This window comes from Candidatus Binatus sp. (genome assembly GCF_036567905.1).
Lineage (GTDB): Bacteria > Desulfobacterota > Binatia > Binatales > Binataceae > Binatus.
On record NZ_DATCTO010000068.1, the window covers coordinates 1 to 16890 of the forward strand.

Below are 16890 nucleotides of genomic sequence, written 5' to 3' on the forward strand. Positions count from 1 at the left end.
CGTGTTCGTCCAGCAGATGGTTGAGCACGGCCATCTCCTGTTCCCGGTCGAGAACGGCGTCGCCCCAATGTACAAGCCTCCGCTGTTTCATTGGACCGCGGTCGCAATCGATCGCCTCGCCGCAATCCGCAAAGTGACCGCCGCCAACCTTCGCCTCCCATCCGCGCTTTACGCGGTTGCCGGCGCGGTCCTCACGATGCTGTTCGCGTTCGAATTCCTCGGCATCGACGCCGCCGTCCTCGCCGGGCTCGCCCTCGCCGCCTCCTATCAGTACGTCAGCCAGGGCCGCTACGGCCGCGTCGACATGACGCTGTGCTTCTTCGAGTCGCTCGCCCTGTTCGCATTTCTGTGGTGGATGCCGCGCGACGCGGCCTCTTCCGGTCCCGCCGCGCGCTTCGAATCCAGCCTGCCCGCGCTCTATCTGATGGCGGTTGCGATCGGTCTCGGCGTGCTCGCCAAGGGCCCCGTCGGCGCAATTCTTCCCGGCGTTTCAATCCTCATCTTCATGTTCGCCGAGCGCCGTGGACGCCAGATCCTGACGATGCTCGATCCCGGCGCGATCATCCTCGGCGCCGCGATCGCTTCGAGCTGGTATCTTGCATGTTACTTCGGCGGACGCTTCGCGTTGCTCAATCGTCAGCTCGACAGCGAAAATGTCGGCCGCTTCTTCGGCTCGCTGGGCGCGATGGCGCCGTGGTACTACCTCAAACCCGTACTGCTCAACTCCGCCCCGCTGAGCCTGATGGTCCCGGTCGCCGCCGTTTACGCATTACTCACTCCATTACTCACTCGGCGCCGCTTCGATCCTGCCTATACCCCCGGGCAAGGCCGCGATGCGCTTCGCAGCGCGGGTGAGGGCGATCGTTCCCCCACGCGCTGCGACTCCGGCCGCGCCCTCGGTGCCGTCCGCCTCTTCGCGATCTTCTACTTCGCTACCGTCGTCTTCTTCAGCATCGCCGCCTACAAGCGCCGCTCCTATCTGCTGCCGGTATGGCCCGCGGCCGCGGTAATGCTCGCGTGGTGGATCATCACCCTCCCTCCGCTTGCATGGCGCCGCGCCGCGACCCGGGCATTTGCCGCCCTATGCGCCGGGCTCGCCGTTTTTAACTTCGTCTATATACCGCGGATGGAAGTCCGCTCATGCCGCGACGATTCATTTCGGCCCGCCGCCGAAGAAATCGCCCGCGTCGTCGCACCCGCCGACCCGCTCTACGTTTACGGATTTCAGGAAGAGATCGCGCCGCTGCTGTTCTACCTCGATCGCGACGCGCCAGTTCTCCACGGCCGTCTCGGCGACGCGCCCCCCGGCTTCATCATCGTGCCCGCCGACGTATGGAAGACCCGTCAGCGCGACGCCCTCGACCTCGAACCCGTCCTCACCTCGGACTACGGCAACCGCCGCCTCGTGCTCCTCAAACGCGGCAAATCCTACGCGCTCTTCAGCGCCAGCTCCTGTCGCGCTTTCTCCGCCGAATCTCCTACGCATCGCCGCTTCAGCTCCGCAAACGCGTCATCGACGAACGCCTTCATCAGTGCAACGTCGGGCATTAGCCGCGGCTCCGCCATCATTCCGAAGTATAGATTCCGATAGTAACTTAGTATTGCGACTCCATATCCCAGCGTGGCGCCGATCGGCACCAGCGGTACCATGTCCAGGCAAACGTGTCCGTTTACATATTGTGGCACCTGCACGCCCGGCACGTTGGTCGCGATAAAATTGACCCCCAATGCAGGCAGCCCGAAACCGTCCGGCCGCGGCTTCCAATCCATCCACTTCGTCAGCCGCCCGGCGGCGTCTATCATCGTGGTCGCCGCGCGCGCTACCGGACCAATCACGCTCGGTGGAATTGCGTCGCCGAGCTGCAATAACGATTCCACTGCCTGCGCCAGCCCTGCCGCCTTGATTCGCTCGGTCTCCTCGCTGATCAATTTCAGCCGCTCGACGATATCCATCGGCGCCGCCGGCGAGCTCGGGAACATCATCGAGACCCTATTCCCCAGCGAAGTCCTTTCCTCTTTGTGCCGCACGTTGACCGGACATCCAATGCGCAGTTGCTGTCCGTCGACGGCGTACCCATGATGCTGCAAGTAGCGCGCGGCGCCCTCGGTCAAAATTGCCAGTACGACATCATTGACCGACCCGCCGAACACCGATCTGATCGCGCGAAAGTCCGCGAACGGTTGACTCGTCCATGCCATGATCCGTTCCTGCGTAACCGGCGTCGAGTTCCACGGCGTCGCCACTATTCGCCGCGTCGCCAGCTCGGTCATCAGCCGCGCCGCCACCCCCAGTTGCCGCGCGCGCTCCACCGCCCAGCCCGGAGCCTCGACCGCTTCGACCGCCGCGTTGATCGTTGATTTGACCGCGCCGTCGATCCGGTCGCGCACCGCCTCCCCGAACCGCCGAATCAGGCTCGACGGCCGCGCCGGCACCCATGGCTCCGGCGGCTGGGCAATGTCCGCCGGCTCCGCGCGAAAGTCGTACATCACTTTCAGCAGCTCGACCCCCGACACGCCATCGACCAGGCAATGATGCACCTTCCACAGCAGCGCCGTGCGATTTCCTTCCAGGTTGTGGAACGTGTGCAGTTCCCACAGGGGATGCTTGAAGTCGAGCGGTTTCTCATAGATGCGCATCATCTCGGCCAGCGCGTCCCCTTCGCTCATCGCGTCGGGCAGTTGATGGAGATGCACGTGGTTGTCGAGCGAGTATTCCGGGTCGTCTTCCATCATGGCGTGCGCGAGATTCAGCGGAACTTCGATCGGCCGCTGCCGGTAGCGCGGCACCAGATGCATCCGTTCCTCGAAATGCCCCAGCAGGGCGTTGAAATCGAGGCGGCCTTCGAACAGTCCGATATTCCCGATATGCAGCGGACCGCTTTGCGACTCGCCGTAGATAAAGGTTGCGTCCTGAGTCGACAGTCGATAGCTCGAGGCGGATGGAAATACAGGTGCTTCGGCCATTTGAACTCACCTCCGAGCCGGATTTTCCTCGAGCTGGGGATACGGGTGTGCCACCGCGTCCCAGTCGAGAAGGTCCTGGAAATGACAGTGCCGCGAATTTTGAACTTAGGCCTTACGGCCGCTGAGATGCAAGCCAGGTTTTGCCGCCGCGACCCTTGCCGGGCCGTCCGCGCTGATCTAAAATCGGGGCCTCACGCTGGACAACTTTTGAAAAGTTGAATCTTGAAAAATTGAATGCGTTTTGCCCGCATTGTCGATCGCCGCGCTTGCGCATACCGGTTTGCCGGAGGTTTCAATGCCCGAGCAGATAAAGACCAATCGCCCCTATCCAATCCAGATTAAACTCCGCGACGGCCGTAGCGCGACCCTTCGGGTCATGGAACCCAGCGACCTCGACAAGATAATCGAATTCGCCAAGAAGCTCCCCGCCGACGACCTGCTCTTCCTGCGCACCGACATCACCGACCGCAGCGTCGTGAGGCAGTGGATCGATAACATCAAGAACGGGCAGACCCTCACGCTGCTGGCCGAGATTGACGGCGAGCTCGCCGCCTACGCCAGCGTCCATCTTGATCAGGCGCGATGGACCCGGAACGTCGGCGAAATTCGAGTCATCACCTCGTCGCGTTTCCGCAATACCGGGCTCGGCAGGCGCCTGGTGGCCGAAGTATTCGATCTCGCGCGCTCGCTCGGACTTAAAAAGATCACCGCCCAGATGACCACCGAGCAGAGCGCCGCGCGCGCCGCTTTCGAGAGCTTGGGCTTTCAAGTCGAGGCGATGCTTTCCGACTGGGTCGAGGACCGCCGCGGCCGCTCCCGCGACCTCATCATCATGACCCACGACGTCGAAGGCTTCTCCGACCGCATCGTCGCCTGAGCAGCTTACTGAGGACTTTCGACCGTGTCCTGGCTGGCCGCTGGCCCGCGCTGATATAAGTTCGAACAGGGCAAGTGGTCCCCTCAAGGGACGCCATCCGCTATATTCTGCCGCGATGCCCAAGCGGCCAATCAACCTCGGCATGAAGGGTGACAGTCCGATTCGCGGCGCGCCCACCCGCGCGCTCGACGACCTCTACCATTATCTGGTGACGGCTTCGTGGCCGGCCCTGATCGGCATAATCGCCGTGGCGTTCATCATCGCCAACCTTGTGTTTGCCATCGGCTACTACTTCGACGGCGGGGTCGAGAATGCCCACTACCGCTCGTTCGCCGACATGTTTTTTTTCAGCGTACAGACCATGGCGACCATCGGTTACGGCAAGATGGTGCCGGTCACGCTGCTGTCGAACATCATGGTCTCCGTCGAGGCGCTGACCGGACTGATCGCGCTGGCGCTGATGACCGGGCTGGTATTCGCGAAGTTCTCGCGGCCCACAGCGCGCGTCAGATTCAGCCGCTATGTGGTCGTCGGCCCGCGCGACGGCACCACCAGCCTGATGATCCGGATGGCGAACATGCGCGCGAACCGAATCGTCGAGGCGAATATTCACGTCGTTTTCACCCGCAATGAAACCACCGTCGAGGGCGAATCCCTCCGCCGCTTCCACGATCTGGCCATGACGCGCAACCGCAGCGCGATGTTCGTGTTTTCCTGGACCGCGGTCCATCGCATCGTCGAAGGCAGTCCGCTTTTCGGCGCGACGCACGACTCGCTTGCCAATAGCCAGCCTGAAATCGTGGTGTCGATCACCGGACTCGACGAGACGTTTTCTCAGACCATTCATGCCCGGCATACCTACGCACTTGACGAAATCATTTGGGGCGCGCGTTTCGCCGACGTGCTGATACTCCAGCCTGATGGCGGCAGAAGCATCGATTACACGCGCTTCGACGACGTCGAAATGCTTGCGCCGGTCAAATGAAGCGATTTCGTGCCGGTTCACTCAGCCCCGCAAATCTGGGCATCATCAGCAGCCGGCGTGCGGGATTGATTCCGGCACGGGGCGGAGAAACGCCGTGACCTCAGGGACACCAGCTACATCTCGCAGATTTCTGGTTGCGATCGCGCGGTGGTTCGACACCTCGGCCGGTGGCAGTCCCGCGGCCGACCTGCTGCAGAAGACCGACTGGTTCCGATGCATCCCGTACGTCGCAGTTCATCTGATGTGCCTCGGGGTGATCTGGGTCGGATGGAGCCCGGTCGCGGTGGGCGTCGCGGTCGCCCTGTATTTCATCCGGATGTTCGCGATCACGGGCTTCTACCATCGCTATTTTTCGCATCGCTCGTTCAAGACCTCGCGCGCCGCGCAGTTCGTGTTCGCCGTGATGGGCGCGGCGGCGGTGCAGCGCGGGGCGCTATGGTGGGCATCGCATCATCGGCTGCATCATCAGCGCTCCGACGAGCCCGCCGACGTTCATTCGCCGCGTCAGCATGGTTTCATCTGGAGCCACATCGGATGGATCACGTCGGAGTCGAACTTCCGCTCCGAGCTGCGCGTGGTCCGCGACCTCGCGAAATTTCCGGAGCTGATGTTTCTCGATCGCTTCGACGTGCTGGTCCCGGCCATTGTCGGCTTCGCGCTGTTTGGGCTGGGGGCTTTTCTCCGGCGCCACGCGCCGGGGCTGCACACGACCGGCGCGCAAATGCTCATCTGGGGCTTTTTCATTTCGACCGTGGTCCTTGGACACGGCACCTTTACCATCAATTCGCTGGCGCACGTCTTCGGCCGGCGCCGCTACCAGACCGGCGACGACAGCCGCAACAGCTTCGCGCTCGCGATGGTCACGCTTGGCGAGGGATGGCACAACAACCACCATCATTACCCGGCCGCAGCGCGCAACGGTTTTTTCTGGTGGGAAATCGACATCACCTACTACCTGCTCAAGATGCTCGAAGCGGCCGGCATCATCTGGGAGCTGCGCCAGGTGCCCACAGAACTCCTCGATGAGTCCCTGCTCGACGAGGCCCGCATCGCGACAAATCCCTCTGCCGCGCCTGCGGCCCGGTCCCCAGGCGCAGCCCGGATCGAGCCTGCCCTGAGCGAAGCCGAAGGGGCCTCTTAGAACTCAGTCTGGGGACCGGCGGACTGACTCCTGCATCTGCCGGATCATCGCCTGCATCGTCGCGCTGTCGTTGAGCCGCGGAAACGGTTCGTCGGGGATGGGCGCCTCGAGGAAGCGGCACAGCGGCGTCCATCCTTCCCGCACGTCGAACACCAGCAGGCGCGCGGAATCGATCGCATCGCGGACCGCTTGATTGTGCCGCTCGAACACCTCGATCGCGTGAGCCTTGTCCTCGAAGCGGTTGTCGAACGTATCGGCGAGAACTGCCTTGCGCACCATCGCGCTCTGGAGCCGAAAGTTTTCGGGCACGCCGTCGTGCAGTGGCAATTTCATCAGCTGGTAAATGGTATCGTTCACGCTCTTGTACCAGCTTTCCGGATCGCGCACCGACAGCAGCACCTTCGCCTCCGGGTAATGAGCGGCGATTTCGCGCCACCAGCGCGCCCCCGGCCAATCGACCGTCGCGCGGAAGTCGCGGAATATCAGCTCCCAGTCCATCGGATGCCCGAATGCCAGCCGATGCCACATCGCGGCGTGATCGGCTCGCGGAAAAACTTCCATCATGTGATAGCAGGGGCCGAAGCCGAGTTTTTCAAGCGCGCTCTTTAGTGAGAGCGTGCCGGTTCGTCCGAATCCGGCGCCGACGACCTTCAATGCCATCTTAAGACTCCTGGCCGAGCATTCATGTCCGTTTACAACAGTTTGGTCCTCGAAGTCGATGCGCATTAGGATGGACATCGCGTTCACTCCGAAGGTCGGGAAAACTATGGGGCCTCAATGACTACGCGCAGCTTCGTGGCGGCCGGCTGCATCTGGACGCGCACGCGATGAGACAAGCGATCATCGTCGCCGCGATCGTGGCCGGCGTCTGCGTGACTTACGTCCTCGCACACCTGGCCCTGATCGAAGTTGGCCGAGAGGTCGTTGTCGTCCACGAGCCGACGCCCACAGCAGCGGTGCGCAAGGCGCGGCTCTGGATCGTCGATGACGGACCGTATTCCTGGATTCACCCCGGCAACGCCAACGCTCAGTGGTGGATCCGGCACATGGACGCGCACCCGATCGTCGAGATCGAACGAGGCGGCGAAACCCGGCGATACCGCGCGCTGCCTGATCCCGCGGCGCACGCGAAGGTCCACCGGCTGCTGCGGGAGAAATACGGCGTGGCCGACTGGTGGGTGCGTTTCCTCGAGGGCGCCGACACTCGGAGCGGCCTTCTCACTTGGGGCGAAAAGTGCAAAACGGTCCCCATCCGACTCGAACCCCTAGCGGCTGCACCGTAGGAGCGATCCGGCCTCGAAGGCTGGCGGGAAACGAAGCGGAAAAGTTCCAGGAGCCGTGTGTCAACGACAATTTGCAGTACCCGTTTGTGAACTGCCAGCCGATCACGAACCTAACACCAGGCCGTCGAACAGGCGCTGCGTCACGCTCCTGGCCATCTCTTCGACCTTCACCGGGTACAGCTCGGATAGTTGGCGGTCAACCACGAGCGCCGAGAGCCCATGAACAACGGACCAAGCGGCGAGCGCCAACTCCTTCGGATCTCCCTCTTTCACCTTTCCTGCCCTCTGGCACTCCGCGATGACATCCACCAGCAGGCCAAAAGCTTCCGCCGCCGCCTTCGCTAGCGCGGGATAAGCAACCTTGTCGGCTACTTCGGGCGCGAACATTACCCGAAAGTGGGATGGGTGGCTGCTCGCGAAGCCAATGTAGGCCAGCCCTAAGGCCTGAAAGCGCTCGATAGGGTCGCCCTTATGGCGCGCGCTACCGCGCTGCATGGCAGTCAGCGCTCGAAACCCCTCCTCTGCGACGGCTGCTAGTAGTGCTTCCTTGCCGGCGAAATGCCGGTAGGGAGCGGCTTGCGAGACTCCCGCCAAACGCGCCGTGGCACGAAGCGTGAGCCCGCCGGGACCCACGGCCTCGACCAGCCTGAGCGCCGCTTGCAGGATCGCTTCGCGCAGGTTGCCGTGATGGTAGGGGCGGCGAGGGCGGCCCGTCTGGGGGCGGCCGCGCCGCGACCGAGCAGTCAAAATCCGTTTCGTCAAGCCCGATAATTCCTCCCGGCGGCGATACGAGCAAATGTTGACAACGTTAACATTTGATGTTAACAACGTTAACAAGCAACCCCACCAAGCGCAAGCGGCTGCGCCGGCTAACCCATGAGGCCACAACCATGAGCGATCGCTATCGAGAACTGAACGACGAACGCTTCGACGTTATTGTGGTGGGAGCGGGCACCGGAGGCTTGACCGCCGCGGCAATCCTCGCGCGCCGGGGCAAAAAAGTTCTGGTCGTGGACCAGCACAGCGTGGCCGGCGGCAACGCCACTATCTTCCGGCGCAGAGGCTACGAGTTCGATATCGGGCTCCACTACATCGGCGCTTGCCAGGCCGATGGGATGCTGACCAGGGTGATGCGCGCCGCGGGAATCGCAGATCTGGAGTTCGAAGAATTGGATCCGGACGGATACGACACGCTGATCTTTCCCGACTTTGTGTTCAAGATTCCCAAGGGGATGGAGGTTTTTCGCGACCGTCTCTGCGAATACTTCCCGCGCGAGCGACGTGGCATCGACCGCTACCTCACGCTGCTTCGCCAGATGGATCGGTTTTCGAAGCTCATGGGAAATCCGGCCCAGGCCCCATCGACGCTGATCCGCTCATTGATGCTCCTGCGCTGGAGAAATGCCACCTTGGGCGAATTCCTCGACTCCTGCACCAAGGACGCGCGGCTAAGGGCGGTCCTGACCGCCCAAAACGGCACCTACGCCATGCCGCCGAGCCGCGCTTCGCTCCTGGTCCATGCGGCCATCGCGCTCCATTACATGGAGGGCGCCTACTATCCCAAAGGCGGCGGACAGGTCATCTCGGATCGATTGGCCGACGCGGTCGAGCGATACGGAGGCAAGCTTCTACTGCTAACCAAGGTCGAACGCATCGCCGTGCGCGACGGCAAGGTCGAGGGAGTCGAGCTGGACAGCAGGCACCTGGGGCGGCGTTTCATCCGGGCGCCGATCGTGATCTCGGATGCGGACCTGAAGCGCACGATGATCGAGCTGGTCGGCGCCGAGCACCTTCACTCCAAGACCGTCGATCGCACTCGGCGCTTCGAGATGTCCCCGGCTTTGGGAGTCCTGTATCTCGGTGTGCGGCGCGACCTGAAGGCCGAGCATCATCCGCGCACCAACTACCTGATTAATCCCGGCTACGACTGCGAGCCCGCCTATGCGGCCGCCGCTCGTGGCGAGTTTCCCCAGCAGCCGTTCGCCTATGCGACCATCGCGTCGCTCAAGGACCCGACCAACGCGCGCGTGGCGCCGCACGGGATCACCAACCTCCAGGTCATGTCTATCGTCCCGTCCGATCCAACCGCGTGGGGAGTGAACGAAGAGGACGCCGCGAGCCGCAATTACCGCCGCAGCGAAGGATACCGGCACCGCAAGCTGGCATACGCTCGCTCGCTCATCGCGGCCGCCGAGCGTGTTTTCCCCGGACTGTCGCATCAGATTGCATTTGAAGAGGTTGCGACTCCGCTTACTCAGTCCAGGTACACCGGCTCGACAGCCGGAACGTCCTACGGGATTGCGCCCACGCCGGATCAATTCCTGCTGCGCCGCCCCGGCTCGAAGACCGAGGTTGCAGGCCTCTATCTGTGCGGCGCGAGTTGCCGCACCGGCCATGGCATCATGGGCACCGCGCTCTCGGGTCTGATGGCGGCGGCGGAAGTGACCGGCGATGGCCTCGTGGGCGAGGTGCTGGGTCCGCCGCGCCAAGGTTCGGCAACCGGCTCTTGAGAAGCAAATTGAACCACTACCGGCCCTTTGCCCTATGTTGGAGAACGTCCTAGACTGAGTGATCGCAGAATATCGGCATCGGAGGGCTCAATCATGTCTGGCGACGACGATCCCCGCGCTCAGGTGTTCGACGACGAACATCCCGGTCCCATTCTTGAATCCGCCCTTGCCCACACCGTGCTGAGCGACGTTGTATCGCAGCCGGCGCTGACTGTCTCCGCCTCGACCACTCTCGCCGACGCGATTCACCTGATGCAGAAGGAGCGGCGCGCGTGCGTGCTGATCATGGAGAACGACCGGCTCGCCGGCATCTTCACCGAACGCGACGTCCTGATGAAGGTGGCGGCCCAGCCGCTCGACCTCGTCCGCACTCCGGTGTCGGTGGCGATGACTGCCGATCCGTTCACGCTCCCGGCCGACGCCAACGTGGCGTTCGCGCTGAACAAGATGGTGCTCGAGGGATTCCGCCACATTCCGCTGGTTGACGACGCGGGCCGTCCGACGGCGGTGGTCTCGATGCGCGATCTGATCGTGTATCTCGGCGAGATTTATTCCAGTGAAATGCTGAATATACCGCCCGATCCAAGTCAGCACCGGTTCAAGAGTCGCGAAGGCGCCTGACCACGCCCGACGCGCCGCTGCCGCTGCTCCTCAAGCGCTGTCGTTGCCGGGTTCTCTTGACGCGCTGCACACGCCCGCGCTAATTCCGCAGCTATGCAAACTCGCCTGAGCGGCAAAGTAGCGTTAATCGTCGGAGGCGGCGCAGACGGACCGGCCAAAGCGGGTGAGAAACTCTCCATCGGCAACGGCCGCGCCACCGCGATCGCGTGCGCGCGCGAAGGCGCGGCGGTGATGGTCGCCGATCGCTCGCTCGAACTCGCCGACCAGACCGCCGCCGCAATTCGCGACGAAGGTGGACGCGCCGCAGCGGTCGCCGCCGACGTCAGCCTCGAGGAGCAATGCCGCGGCGCCGTCGAGGCAACCATCCGCGCGTTCTCCGCGCTCCATCTGATGGTGAACAACGTCGGAATCGCCGTCGGCGGCAACTTGTTGAAGACCACCACCGCGCAGTTTGACACGATGCTGGCGGTCAACCTTCGCGGCCATTTCCTGATGATGCGCTACGCGGTGCCCGAGATCGCAAAAGCCGGCGGCGGCGCGATCGTCAACGTTTCGTCGCTGGCCGCGCTGCGCAGCAACTCGCAGATTTCCTACGAGGCCACCAAGTCCGCGCTGCTGGGGCTTTCACGCTCGGCCGCGGTTTCGCACGCGCGCGACAACATCCGCGTCAACACCATCCTGCCCGGGCTGATCGATTCCTCGATGGTGCGCCGCCTGATCGGCGATCGCGAGAGCGCCGTCGCCACGCGAATCCCGCTGCGCCGGCAGGGGACGCCGTGGGAGATCGCAAATGCGATCGTCTTTCTGCTCTCCGACGACGCGTCCTATATCACCGGCACGGAATTGATTGTTGACGGCGGTCTCGCCGCGCGTTGAGCGCCGCGCCGACAGCCGACGCACAACCCGTCGCAACTTCCGCCATGAGGTGAATCGTGCGCAAGCTGAAAGTTGGCTATCAGCTCGATTTCCGCAATCCTCCGGGCTCGGCCCTGTCCTTTCGCGATCTCTACCGCGAGTCGCTCGCGCAGGCCGAGGCCGCCGAGCAGCTCGGCTTCGATTCCATCTGGCTCACCGAGCATCACTTCACCGACGACGGCTACCTGCCCGCACTGATGCCCGCGGCCGCTGCCATCGCCGCGCGCACCACCCGCGTCAGCATCGGCACCTACGTCCTGCTCGCGCCCTTTTATCATCCGCTGAAGCTTGCCGAGGACGCAGCGTTCGTCGATGTGGTCTCGGGCGGCCGGCTGCGGCTGGGGATTGGCCTGGGTTACCGGGCCGAGGAGTTCGAGGGCTTCGGCGTGCCACGCGCGCAGCGGCTGGGCCGCACGCTCGAGACCATCGAGATTCTCAAGCTGGCGTGGAGCGGCGAGCGGTTCAGTTTCGACGGCAAATATTTCAAGTTCCGCGACGTGCGCGTGCTGCCACGGCCCGTGGCCCAGCCGCATCCCGAGCTGCTCTGGGGAGCAGGCGCGGCCAAAGCGATTCGGCGCGCCGCCGAGCTCGATCTGTCGTTCGCCTGCGTCGGCGGCCGCAGGGAAATCGGCATCTATCTCGAGGCGCTCAAAGCCGCCGGCAAGGATCCCGCCCGCTACAGTATCGTGAACAGCCGCGTGGTTTACGTCGCCGACAGCGAGCAACAGGCGTGGCGCGACACCCGCGACGCGCTCATGTACCAGGCCGAGCTTTACGGGCTATGGCTCTCCGCGGCGGCCGGCACCACCGACCAGAGCAAGGTGCTGATTCGCCCCGACCCGGACCGGCTTAGACGCACCAGCGTGCTCGGAACGGCCTCCGAAGTCGCCGTAAAGCTCGAGGAAATTTTCGCCTCGACTCCCATGACCGAGCTGGTCGTCGTGATGCAGTTGCCGGGACTCGATCCCGCCAAGGCGCGGCGCTCGCTCGACCGGTTCGGCGCCGAAGTCCTGCCGCGTCTCAAGTAGCTCCGTCTCCAGAAAAAGAAAACCCCCGGACTTTGCGTCCCGGGGGTTTCCAGTCACGAAAGTAATCTCAATCTGCTACGGAGTCGCCGTAGGCGTAGGCGTCGTAACGAACGGCGGGGTAGGCGTCGGCGAAGGCGTGACAGTCGCTGTCGCCGTGGCTGTCGCTGTCGCCGTAGCGGTATCTGTCGCCGTGGCTGTCGCTGTCGCCGTCGCCGTCGGCGTGTCAGTCGCTGTGGCCGTCGCCGTGGCCGTCGCCGTCGGCGTGTCAGTCGCTGTGGCCGTCGCTACCGCCGTGCCAGTCGCCGTAGCCGTCGCAGTCGGCGTGTCAGTCGCTGTGGCCGTGATCGTCGGCGCGGCCGTCGCAGTCGGCGTAGCGCTGGGCGTGGGGCATGGCGACTGGTGCTCAAAAGTTAGCGACCACTTCACGTTGACGGGATTCACCAAGGGGCCAGCTGCGCTGGAATACGCAGCCACTCCAATTATATCGCCCTGATTGTAGGGCAGGGAGTCGGTGGTGTCGCTGCAAGTCGTGTCCGGGTCGGTGATGGCACAAGACAGGTACGGCGGAGGACTGAAGTTGACGGTGGGGCAAAACGGCGCCGTAGGTAAGCCATAGCAGACACCGAAAGAGAAGGTTACGGGTTGGAGATTCAAATCGACGCCCGGATGATTATCGATACTTACGAACAGGTGGGATGAAGTGCCGCAATGATTCACCGGCGCCAAGGTGTCACCCCAGATGGAGGTCGCGCCATTGCCCGGACCCATTATGAGCAAGGGGCTATTGAGATATAAGCCGGACAACGCGAGATCCGCGTCAAAGCCAAAAGTGCCCAGCGAACCTCCGGTCATGAAGGATTTGTTCGTCTCGTTTGTGCCGTTGGTCCCGTTGGTGCCCGAAACACCTGTAGCGCCCTGCAGACCGACCAGTCCGGGAATCCCCGACTTACCCTGAAATCCTTGCGGGCCCGTAGGTCCCGTCGGTCCGAAAACCCCCCCCGGACCCTGCGGTCCCGTCCCGCCTTGCGGCCCACTCGCACCCTGCAATCCGGTAAGACCCGCCAGGCCTTGGGGACCCTGCGGTCCGAAATCTCCCTGCGGCCCAGTCGGACCATTCGCTCCTGTAAGACCCGCCAAGCCCTGCGGACCCCGCGATCCCGTCCCGCCTAGCGGCCCACTCGGACCCGTCGCTCCGGTAAGACCCGCCAGGCCTGGATTACCCTGCGGTCCAACCCCACCTTGCGGTCCAGCCGGACCAGGTAAACCGCCTGAACCCGCCGCTCCCTGCGCGCCAGGATAGCCCTGCGGTCCCCCAGGTCCGGTCGGTCCGGTCGGTCCGGCCGGTCCAACCGTATTCCACGAGAGCGTAATCTGTTTTGCGCCGCATGGGACGTTGATGCCCTTGATTCGGCCGTTGCTCTTGTTGATACAAATCGTCAAAGAAGCCGCCTGGCCAATGCCTGGAAGCGCTACCAGACTGATTATCGTGGCGGCGGTCGCACCGACGATCCATCGCCACGCGAATTTCAAGGAAGCAGGCATGTTCACGCCCTCCATTGTCTTTTGCCCTCTGGCCGTCCCGCGTTCTGCTAACGAACTCATTGATCCCCTCCCGCAGCCCTTATAGTGGCCCCAGGGCGTAATCCAGAGACCATGTCACACTGACGGTGCTGGAATCGCCCGCCGAGTTGAAGGCCACAATGGAGATCGCGTCGCCCGGATTGAAAGTCACTTCGTCTCCGGTGGTGGCGAAGTCGTCAGTGCAGGTCGAGGCGGGGTCTGTAACTGTGCATGACACGCCGGGCGTAGTTGGATCGCAGGTGCTGTTGACGCATACGACGAATGTGTATGCATTGCCAGTGCCCGGGCCGCCCGGGAATTTCGGCGCCCAAAGCTGGACCTGCAGATTGGATGCGATGCCACCCGGAGTAGGTACTTGTAGTGTCCCCTGGACGAAATCTGCTCCGTTACCCGGCGCCATATATAGCGGCGCCGCCGAAGTAGTGCTCGATGTCAGCTCGATAGCCGCATCCCCGCCGATCACGTCGCCCAGCGTGCCGCCGGTTAGAGTCGAAACATTGTCCCCGCTCGTGCCGGTGATGCCGGGGATGCCCGCGAGTCCCTGAGATCCCGTCGGGCCCGTAGGTCCCGATGGCCCGGTATTTCCGGCAGGTCCTGCAATACCCACGGGTCCTTGCACTCCCCCAGGGCCCGTAAAGCCCACTGGACCCAGCGATCCCGACGGCCCCACATTACCCACAGCGCCTTGCGCACCAACCGGGCCCGTCAGCCCCATTGCACCGGTGGGTCCCGTGGGTCCCGCTGCACCTACATCGCCTTGCGAACCTGCGGGACCCGTTCTGCCCTGTGCACCGCTGGCTCCCGTCGGCCCCACTGGACCTTCAAGGCCTTGCGAACCACCCAGGCCCGTCAGACCCATTGCACCGGTGGGTCCCGTCGGTCCCACCGGACCGATGCCGCCGCTTGTGCCCGTCAGCCCGGCTTCACCTGTGACACCGGTGGGTCCCATGACCCCTTGCATTCCCTGGTCGCCTGCCGGTCCGGGGAGGTTCCAAGTCAATTGGATTTGCTTGTTGGTTTTGCAAGGAACGTCTATCCCAACGATTTGTCCGCTCGGCTTTAAGCACAGCGTGATGACGTCCGCGTTTGCCGCCGGCGTGATACTCGCTATTAACATCGCGGCCGCCGATGCTCCGACGAGCCAGCGCCACGCGTTCTTAAAAGATTGAGGCATTCTGGTCCCCTCCCTCACTGTTGCCATTCTCGTACCCTGCCTTACCTGTTGCTCTTTCATTGTCATTGCGCCGTCATGGGGCTGGCGGGGTTGGCGTCGCAGTCGGCGTCGGCGGCGGCGGCGTTGTCAGCGCATAAACTACTGACCACTTCACGTTGGTCGCTTGCGCGCAATCAATGCCGCACCCCGACGATGCTATGCCTTTAAGCGCGATGTCATCGCCCGCGTTATACGCCTGTGTATCTACCAAGTCTTGGCACTCGGTCAGGGTCGGGAGAGTGATCGTGCATGTAACGCCGGTATGGCAATTACTGTTTATGCATAGCTCAAACTTGTACGTGCTTGGGAACGGTTCGGGATTGGCCCCGGAGGCGGTGCTCGCGGTCTCCACGTAGAGGTGGCTGGCGACCCCGGCATCGACTGGCACCGCTTCACTGTTGAGAACCTGGTCAACCCCGTTGCCCGGGCCGTAGTAGAGAGGGCTCCACCCCGGAATTGGGGTTGATGACGCGCCGCCCAGTAAAAATTCATTAGGCCCATTAGGCCCAGTAAAGTTAATATAATTGTAAAATTGGACCTTAAAGCCCAAGTCGCCGCCAGTCAGCAGGAACGATTGCGTTCCGTTGGTCCCGTTCAAGCCCGCGAGTCCCGGCAGTCCGTTCGAACCTGTTAGACCCTGCGCACCCTGCTGTCCTTGTGGTCCCTGCGCACCCATTCCGCCGCCTTCGCCTCCAGGACCTGTAGGCCCGAGGTTTCCAACCAGTCCATCTGCACCCCCCGGTCCCACCGGACCCGACGGGCCTGCCTGTCCACTCGCTCCCGTCGGACCAATCACTCCGATCGCGCCGGCTATTCCCGCAAGACCCCCCGGGCCTGCCGGTCCACTCGCTCCCGGCGTTCCAGTCGATCCGATCGGGCCGGCCGGTCCTGCAAGACCCTGCGGGCCTGACGGTCCGCTCGCTCCCGTCGGGCCAGCTACTCCGATCGCGCCGCCTGCTCCGGGCCCGCCCTGCGCTCCATTTGCACCCGTAGGCCCGGTCGGCCCTGCCGGTCCTTGCAGACCCGCGATGCCGATCGGTCCAGCCGGTCCCTCCAAGCCATTCGGATCCCAAGTGAGCAGTATGTTGGGTTTTTTGCAGAGTTTGCTGAGCGGCAATTTTATTTCCCCGCCACTCGGGTTTACGCAGATCGAAATGAGTCCTTCATCCGTCTGCGCCTGACCGGTGCTTGGCATACCGGCGAGAAACAGCGCCGCCACCGCGGTGCCCAAAATGACGCGTCGCGCATGCCTGAGTGATACGTGCATTAACGTCCCTCCCTAGAAACTCGCGCCAGAAAACGCCTCTGGCTTGCCTGCCCAGTCGTGGGATCCCGGAATTTAATCGCGGTCCCCCCCGGGACACTTTAACGGGGACATTGCTCTCACAGAACGATGCCCGGTGTCAATCGTCGTATCCGAATTTGCCGTCAAGAAATGTTCCCCCTAGAACCAGCACGAACGTAACTGCCGAATCCTCCCGCGCCGTCCTAAACTCAAAGTGAAAAGAGTGAAACGCACCATCCCGATCGCCTGCATTCCACCCACTCGCGATCTCTGCGGCAATTTCACTCCCTACCAATCGGTCGAAAACGAATCGACGCCCTTCACCCCGCTGGCCGGGCATGCGCCCGAGTGCGCGTCGCCATGATTCGGTTCTGGCGCAATCATCTATCGCGATTGGTCGCACTTGCTCCGCCAGGCTGCGTCGTACCGCGCTCGAGTATTCTCCCCAATTCACCTCTCGCCCTGCAGGCCGGCTTCAGGGAAGCCG

The 16890-nt window shown here is 63.2% G+C and carries 14 protein-coding genes and 1 pseudogene; 11 read left to right on the forward strand and 4 right to left on the reverse strand.

The window, feature by feature from the left end; all coding sequences use genetic code 11:
• Positions 1-67: 67 nt before the first annotated feature.
• Positions 68-484, forward strand: a pseudogene (locus VIO10_RS10615) (ArnT family glycosyltransferase); the annotation flags it as partial.
• A gap of 944 nt (positions 485-1428) precedes the next feature.
• Here VIO10_RS10615 and VIO10_RS10620 read toward each other — a convergent pair.
• Positions 1429-2964 carry a wax ester/triacylglycerol synthase family O-acyltransferase gene (locus VIO10_RS10620; RefSeq protein ID WP_331963497.1) on the reverse strand — a complete coding sequence of 512 codons (1536 nt, stop codon included), beginning with the start codon at positions 2962-2964 and terminating at the stop codon, positions 1429-1431.
• Between the two features lie 295 nt (positions 2965-3259).
• Between VIO10_RS10620 and VIO10_RS10625 the strand changes: the two genes are divergently transcribed.
• From VIO10_RS10625 to VIO10_RS10635, 3 genes are all read left to right on the forward strand, one after another.
• Positions 3260-3841: a GNAT family N-acetyltransferase gene (locus VIO10_RS10625; RefSeq protein ID WP_331963500.1), complete on the forward strand. Its 582-nt coding sequence runs from the start codon at positions 3260-3262 to the stop codon at positions 3839-3841.
• 115 nt (positions 3842-3956) lie between these two features.
• Positions 3957-4826 (forward strand): ion channel, encoded by an 870-nt coding sequence (locus VIO10_RS10630; RefSeq protein WP_331963503.1) that lies wholly within the window; start codon positions 3957-3959, stop codon positions 4824-4826.
• Positions 4827-4920: 94 nt separating this feature from the next.
• Entirely contained in the window at positions 4921-5967 is a 1047-nt protein-coding gene (locus VIO10_RS10635) for an acyl-CoA desaturase (RefSeq protein ID WP_331963506.1), read from the forward strand.
• Between the two features lie 3 nt (positions 5968-5970).
• On the opposite strand, the gene VIO10_RS10640 is transcribed toward VIO10_RS10635, so the two are convergent.
• Positions 5971-6627 (reverse strand): sulfotransferase family protein, encoded by a 657-nt coding sequence (locus tag VIO10_RS10640; protein WP_331963509.1) that lies wholly within the window; start codon positions 6625-6627, stop codon positions 5971-5973.
• A gap of 167 nt (positions 6628-6794) precedes the next feature.
• Here VIO10_RS10640 and VIO10_RS10645 point away from each other — a divergent pair, with 167 nt between their 5' ends.
• Complete coding sequence (locus VIO10_RS10645; protein WP_331963512.1) at positions 6795-7250, forward strand: hypothetical protein; 456 nt, start codon at positions 6795-6797, stop codon at positions 7248-7250.
• Between the two features lie 102 nt (positions 7251-7352).
• Here the strand turns inward: VIO10_RS10645 and VIO10_RS10650 are convergent, their stop codons facing one another.
• Positions 7353-8012, reverse strand: coding sequence for a TetR/AcrR family transcriptional regulator (locus VIO10_RS10650; protein ID WP_331963515.1), 660 nt, complete (start codon positions 8010-8012; stop codon positions 7353-7355).
• Between the two features lie 128 nt (positions 8013-8140).
• Here VIO10_RS10650 and VIO10_RS10655 point away from each other — a divergent pair, with 128 nt between their 5' ends.
• The 5 genes from VIO10_RS10655 (at position 8141) to VIO10_RS10675 (ending at position 12817) form a co-directional block, all read left to right on the forward strand.
• Positions 8141-9760 carry an NAD(P)/FAD-dependent oxidoreductase gene (locus VIO10_RS10655; RefSeq protein ID WP_331963518.1) on the forward strand — a complete coding sequence of 540 codons (1620 nt, stop codon included), beginning with the start codon at positions 8141-8143 and terminating at the stop codon, positions 9758-9760.
• Positions 9761-9853: 93 nt separating this feature from the next.
• On the forward strand, positions 9854-10381 hold the full coding sequence (locus VIO10_RS10660) for a cyclic nucleotide-binding/CBS domain-containing protein (RefSeq protein ID WP_331963521.1): 528 nt from the start codon (positions 9854-9856) through the stop codon (positions 10379-10381).
• A gap of 93 nt (positions 10382-10474) precedes the next feature.
• Positions 10475-11257 carry an SDR family NAD(P)-dependent oxidoreductase gene (locus tag VIO10_RS10665; protein WP_331963524.1) on the forward strand — a complete coding sequence of 261 codons (783 nt, stop codon included), beginning with the start codon at positions 10475-10477 and terminating at the stop codon, positions 11255-11257.
• A 56-nt stretch (positions 11258-11313) separates the two neighbouring features.
• Positions 11314-12324: an LLM class flavin-dependent oxidoreductase gene (locus tag VIO10_RS10670; RefSeq protein ID WP_331963527.1), complete on the forward strand. Its 1011-nt coding sequence runs from the start codon at positions 11314-11316 to the stop codon at positions 12322-12324.
• 190 nt (positions 12325-12514) lie between these two features.
• The gene (locus tag VIO10_RS10675) at positions 12515-12817 is read left to right on the forward strand and encodes a hypothetical protein (RefSeq protein WP_331963529.1); all 303 of its coding nucleotides are present in this window, start codon (positions 12515-12517) and stop codon (positions 12815-12817) included.
• A 1128-nt stretch (positions 12818-13945) separates the two neighbouring features.
• Here the strand turns inward: VIO10_RS10675 and VIO10_RS10680 are convergent.
• Positions 13946-14512 carry a collagen-like protein gene (locus VIO10_RS10680; RefSeq protein ID WP_331963532.1) on the reverse strand — a complete coding sequence of 189 codons (567 nt, stop codon included), beginning with the start codon at positions 14510-14512 and terminating at the stop codon, positions 13946-13948.
• 2105 nt (positions 14513-16617) lie between these two features.
• Between VIO10_RS10680 and VIO10_RS10685 the strand changes: the two genes are divergently transcribed.
• On the forward strand, positions 16618-16767 hold the full coding sequence (locus tag VIO10_RS10685) for a hypothetical protein (RefSeq protein WP_331963534.1): 150 nt from the start codon (positions 16618-16620) through the stop codon (positions 16765-16767).
• Positions 16768-16890: the final 123 nt, after the last annotated feature.

Excerpts from the sequence above, each read along its gene's own strand:
- VIO10_RS10620 (WP_331963497.1), bottom strand. The coding sequence starts at position 2,964 with ATGGCCGAAGCACCTGTATTTCCATCCGCCTCGAGCTATCGACTGTCG.
- VIO10_RS10625 (WP_331963500.1), top strand. The coding sequence starts at position 3,260 with ATGCCCGAGCAGATAAAGACCAATCGCCCCTATCCAATCCAGATTAAA.
- VIO10_RS10630 (WP_331963503.1), top strand. The coding sequence starts at position 3,957 with ATGCCCAAGCGGCCAATCAACCTCGGCATGAAGGGTGACAGTCCGATT.
- VIO10_RS10640 (WP_331963509.1), bottom strand. The coding sequence starts at position 6,627 with ATGGCATTGAAGGTCGTCGGCGCCGGATTCGGACGAACCGGCACGCTC.
- VIO10_RS10645 (WP_331963512.1), top strand. The coding sequence starts at position 6,795 with ATGAGACAAGCGATCATCGTCGCCGCGATCGTGGCCGGCGTCTGCGTG.
- VIO10_RS10655 (WP_331963518.1), top strand. The coding sequence starts at position 8,141 with ATGAGCGATCGCTATCGAGAACTGAACGACGAACGCTTCGACGTTATT.
- VIO10_RS10660 (WP_331963521.1), top strand. The coding sequence starts at position 9,854 with ATGTCTGGCGACGACGATCCCCGCGCTCAGGTGTTCGACGACGAACAT.
- VIO10_RS10665 (WP_331963524.1), top strand. The coding sequence starts at position 10,475 with ATGCAAACTCGCCTGAGCGGCAAAGTAGCGTTAATCGTCGGAGGCGGC.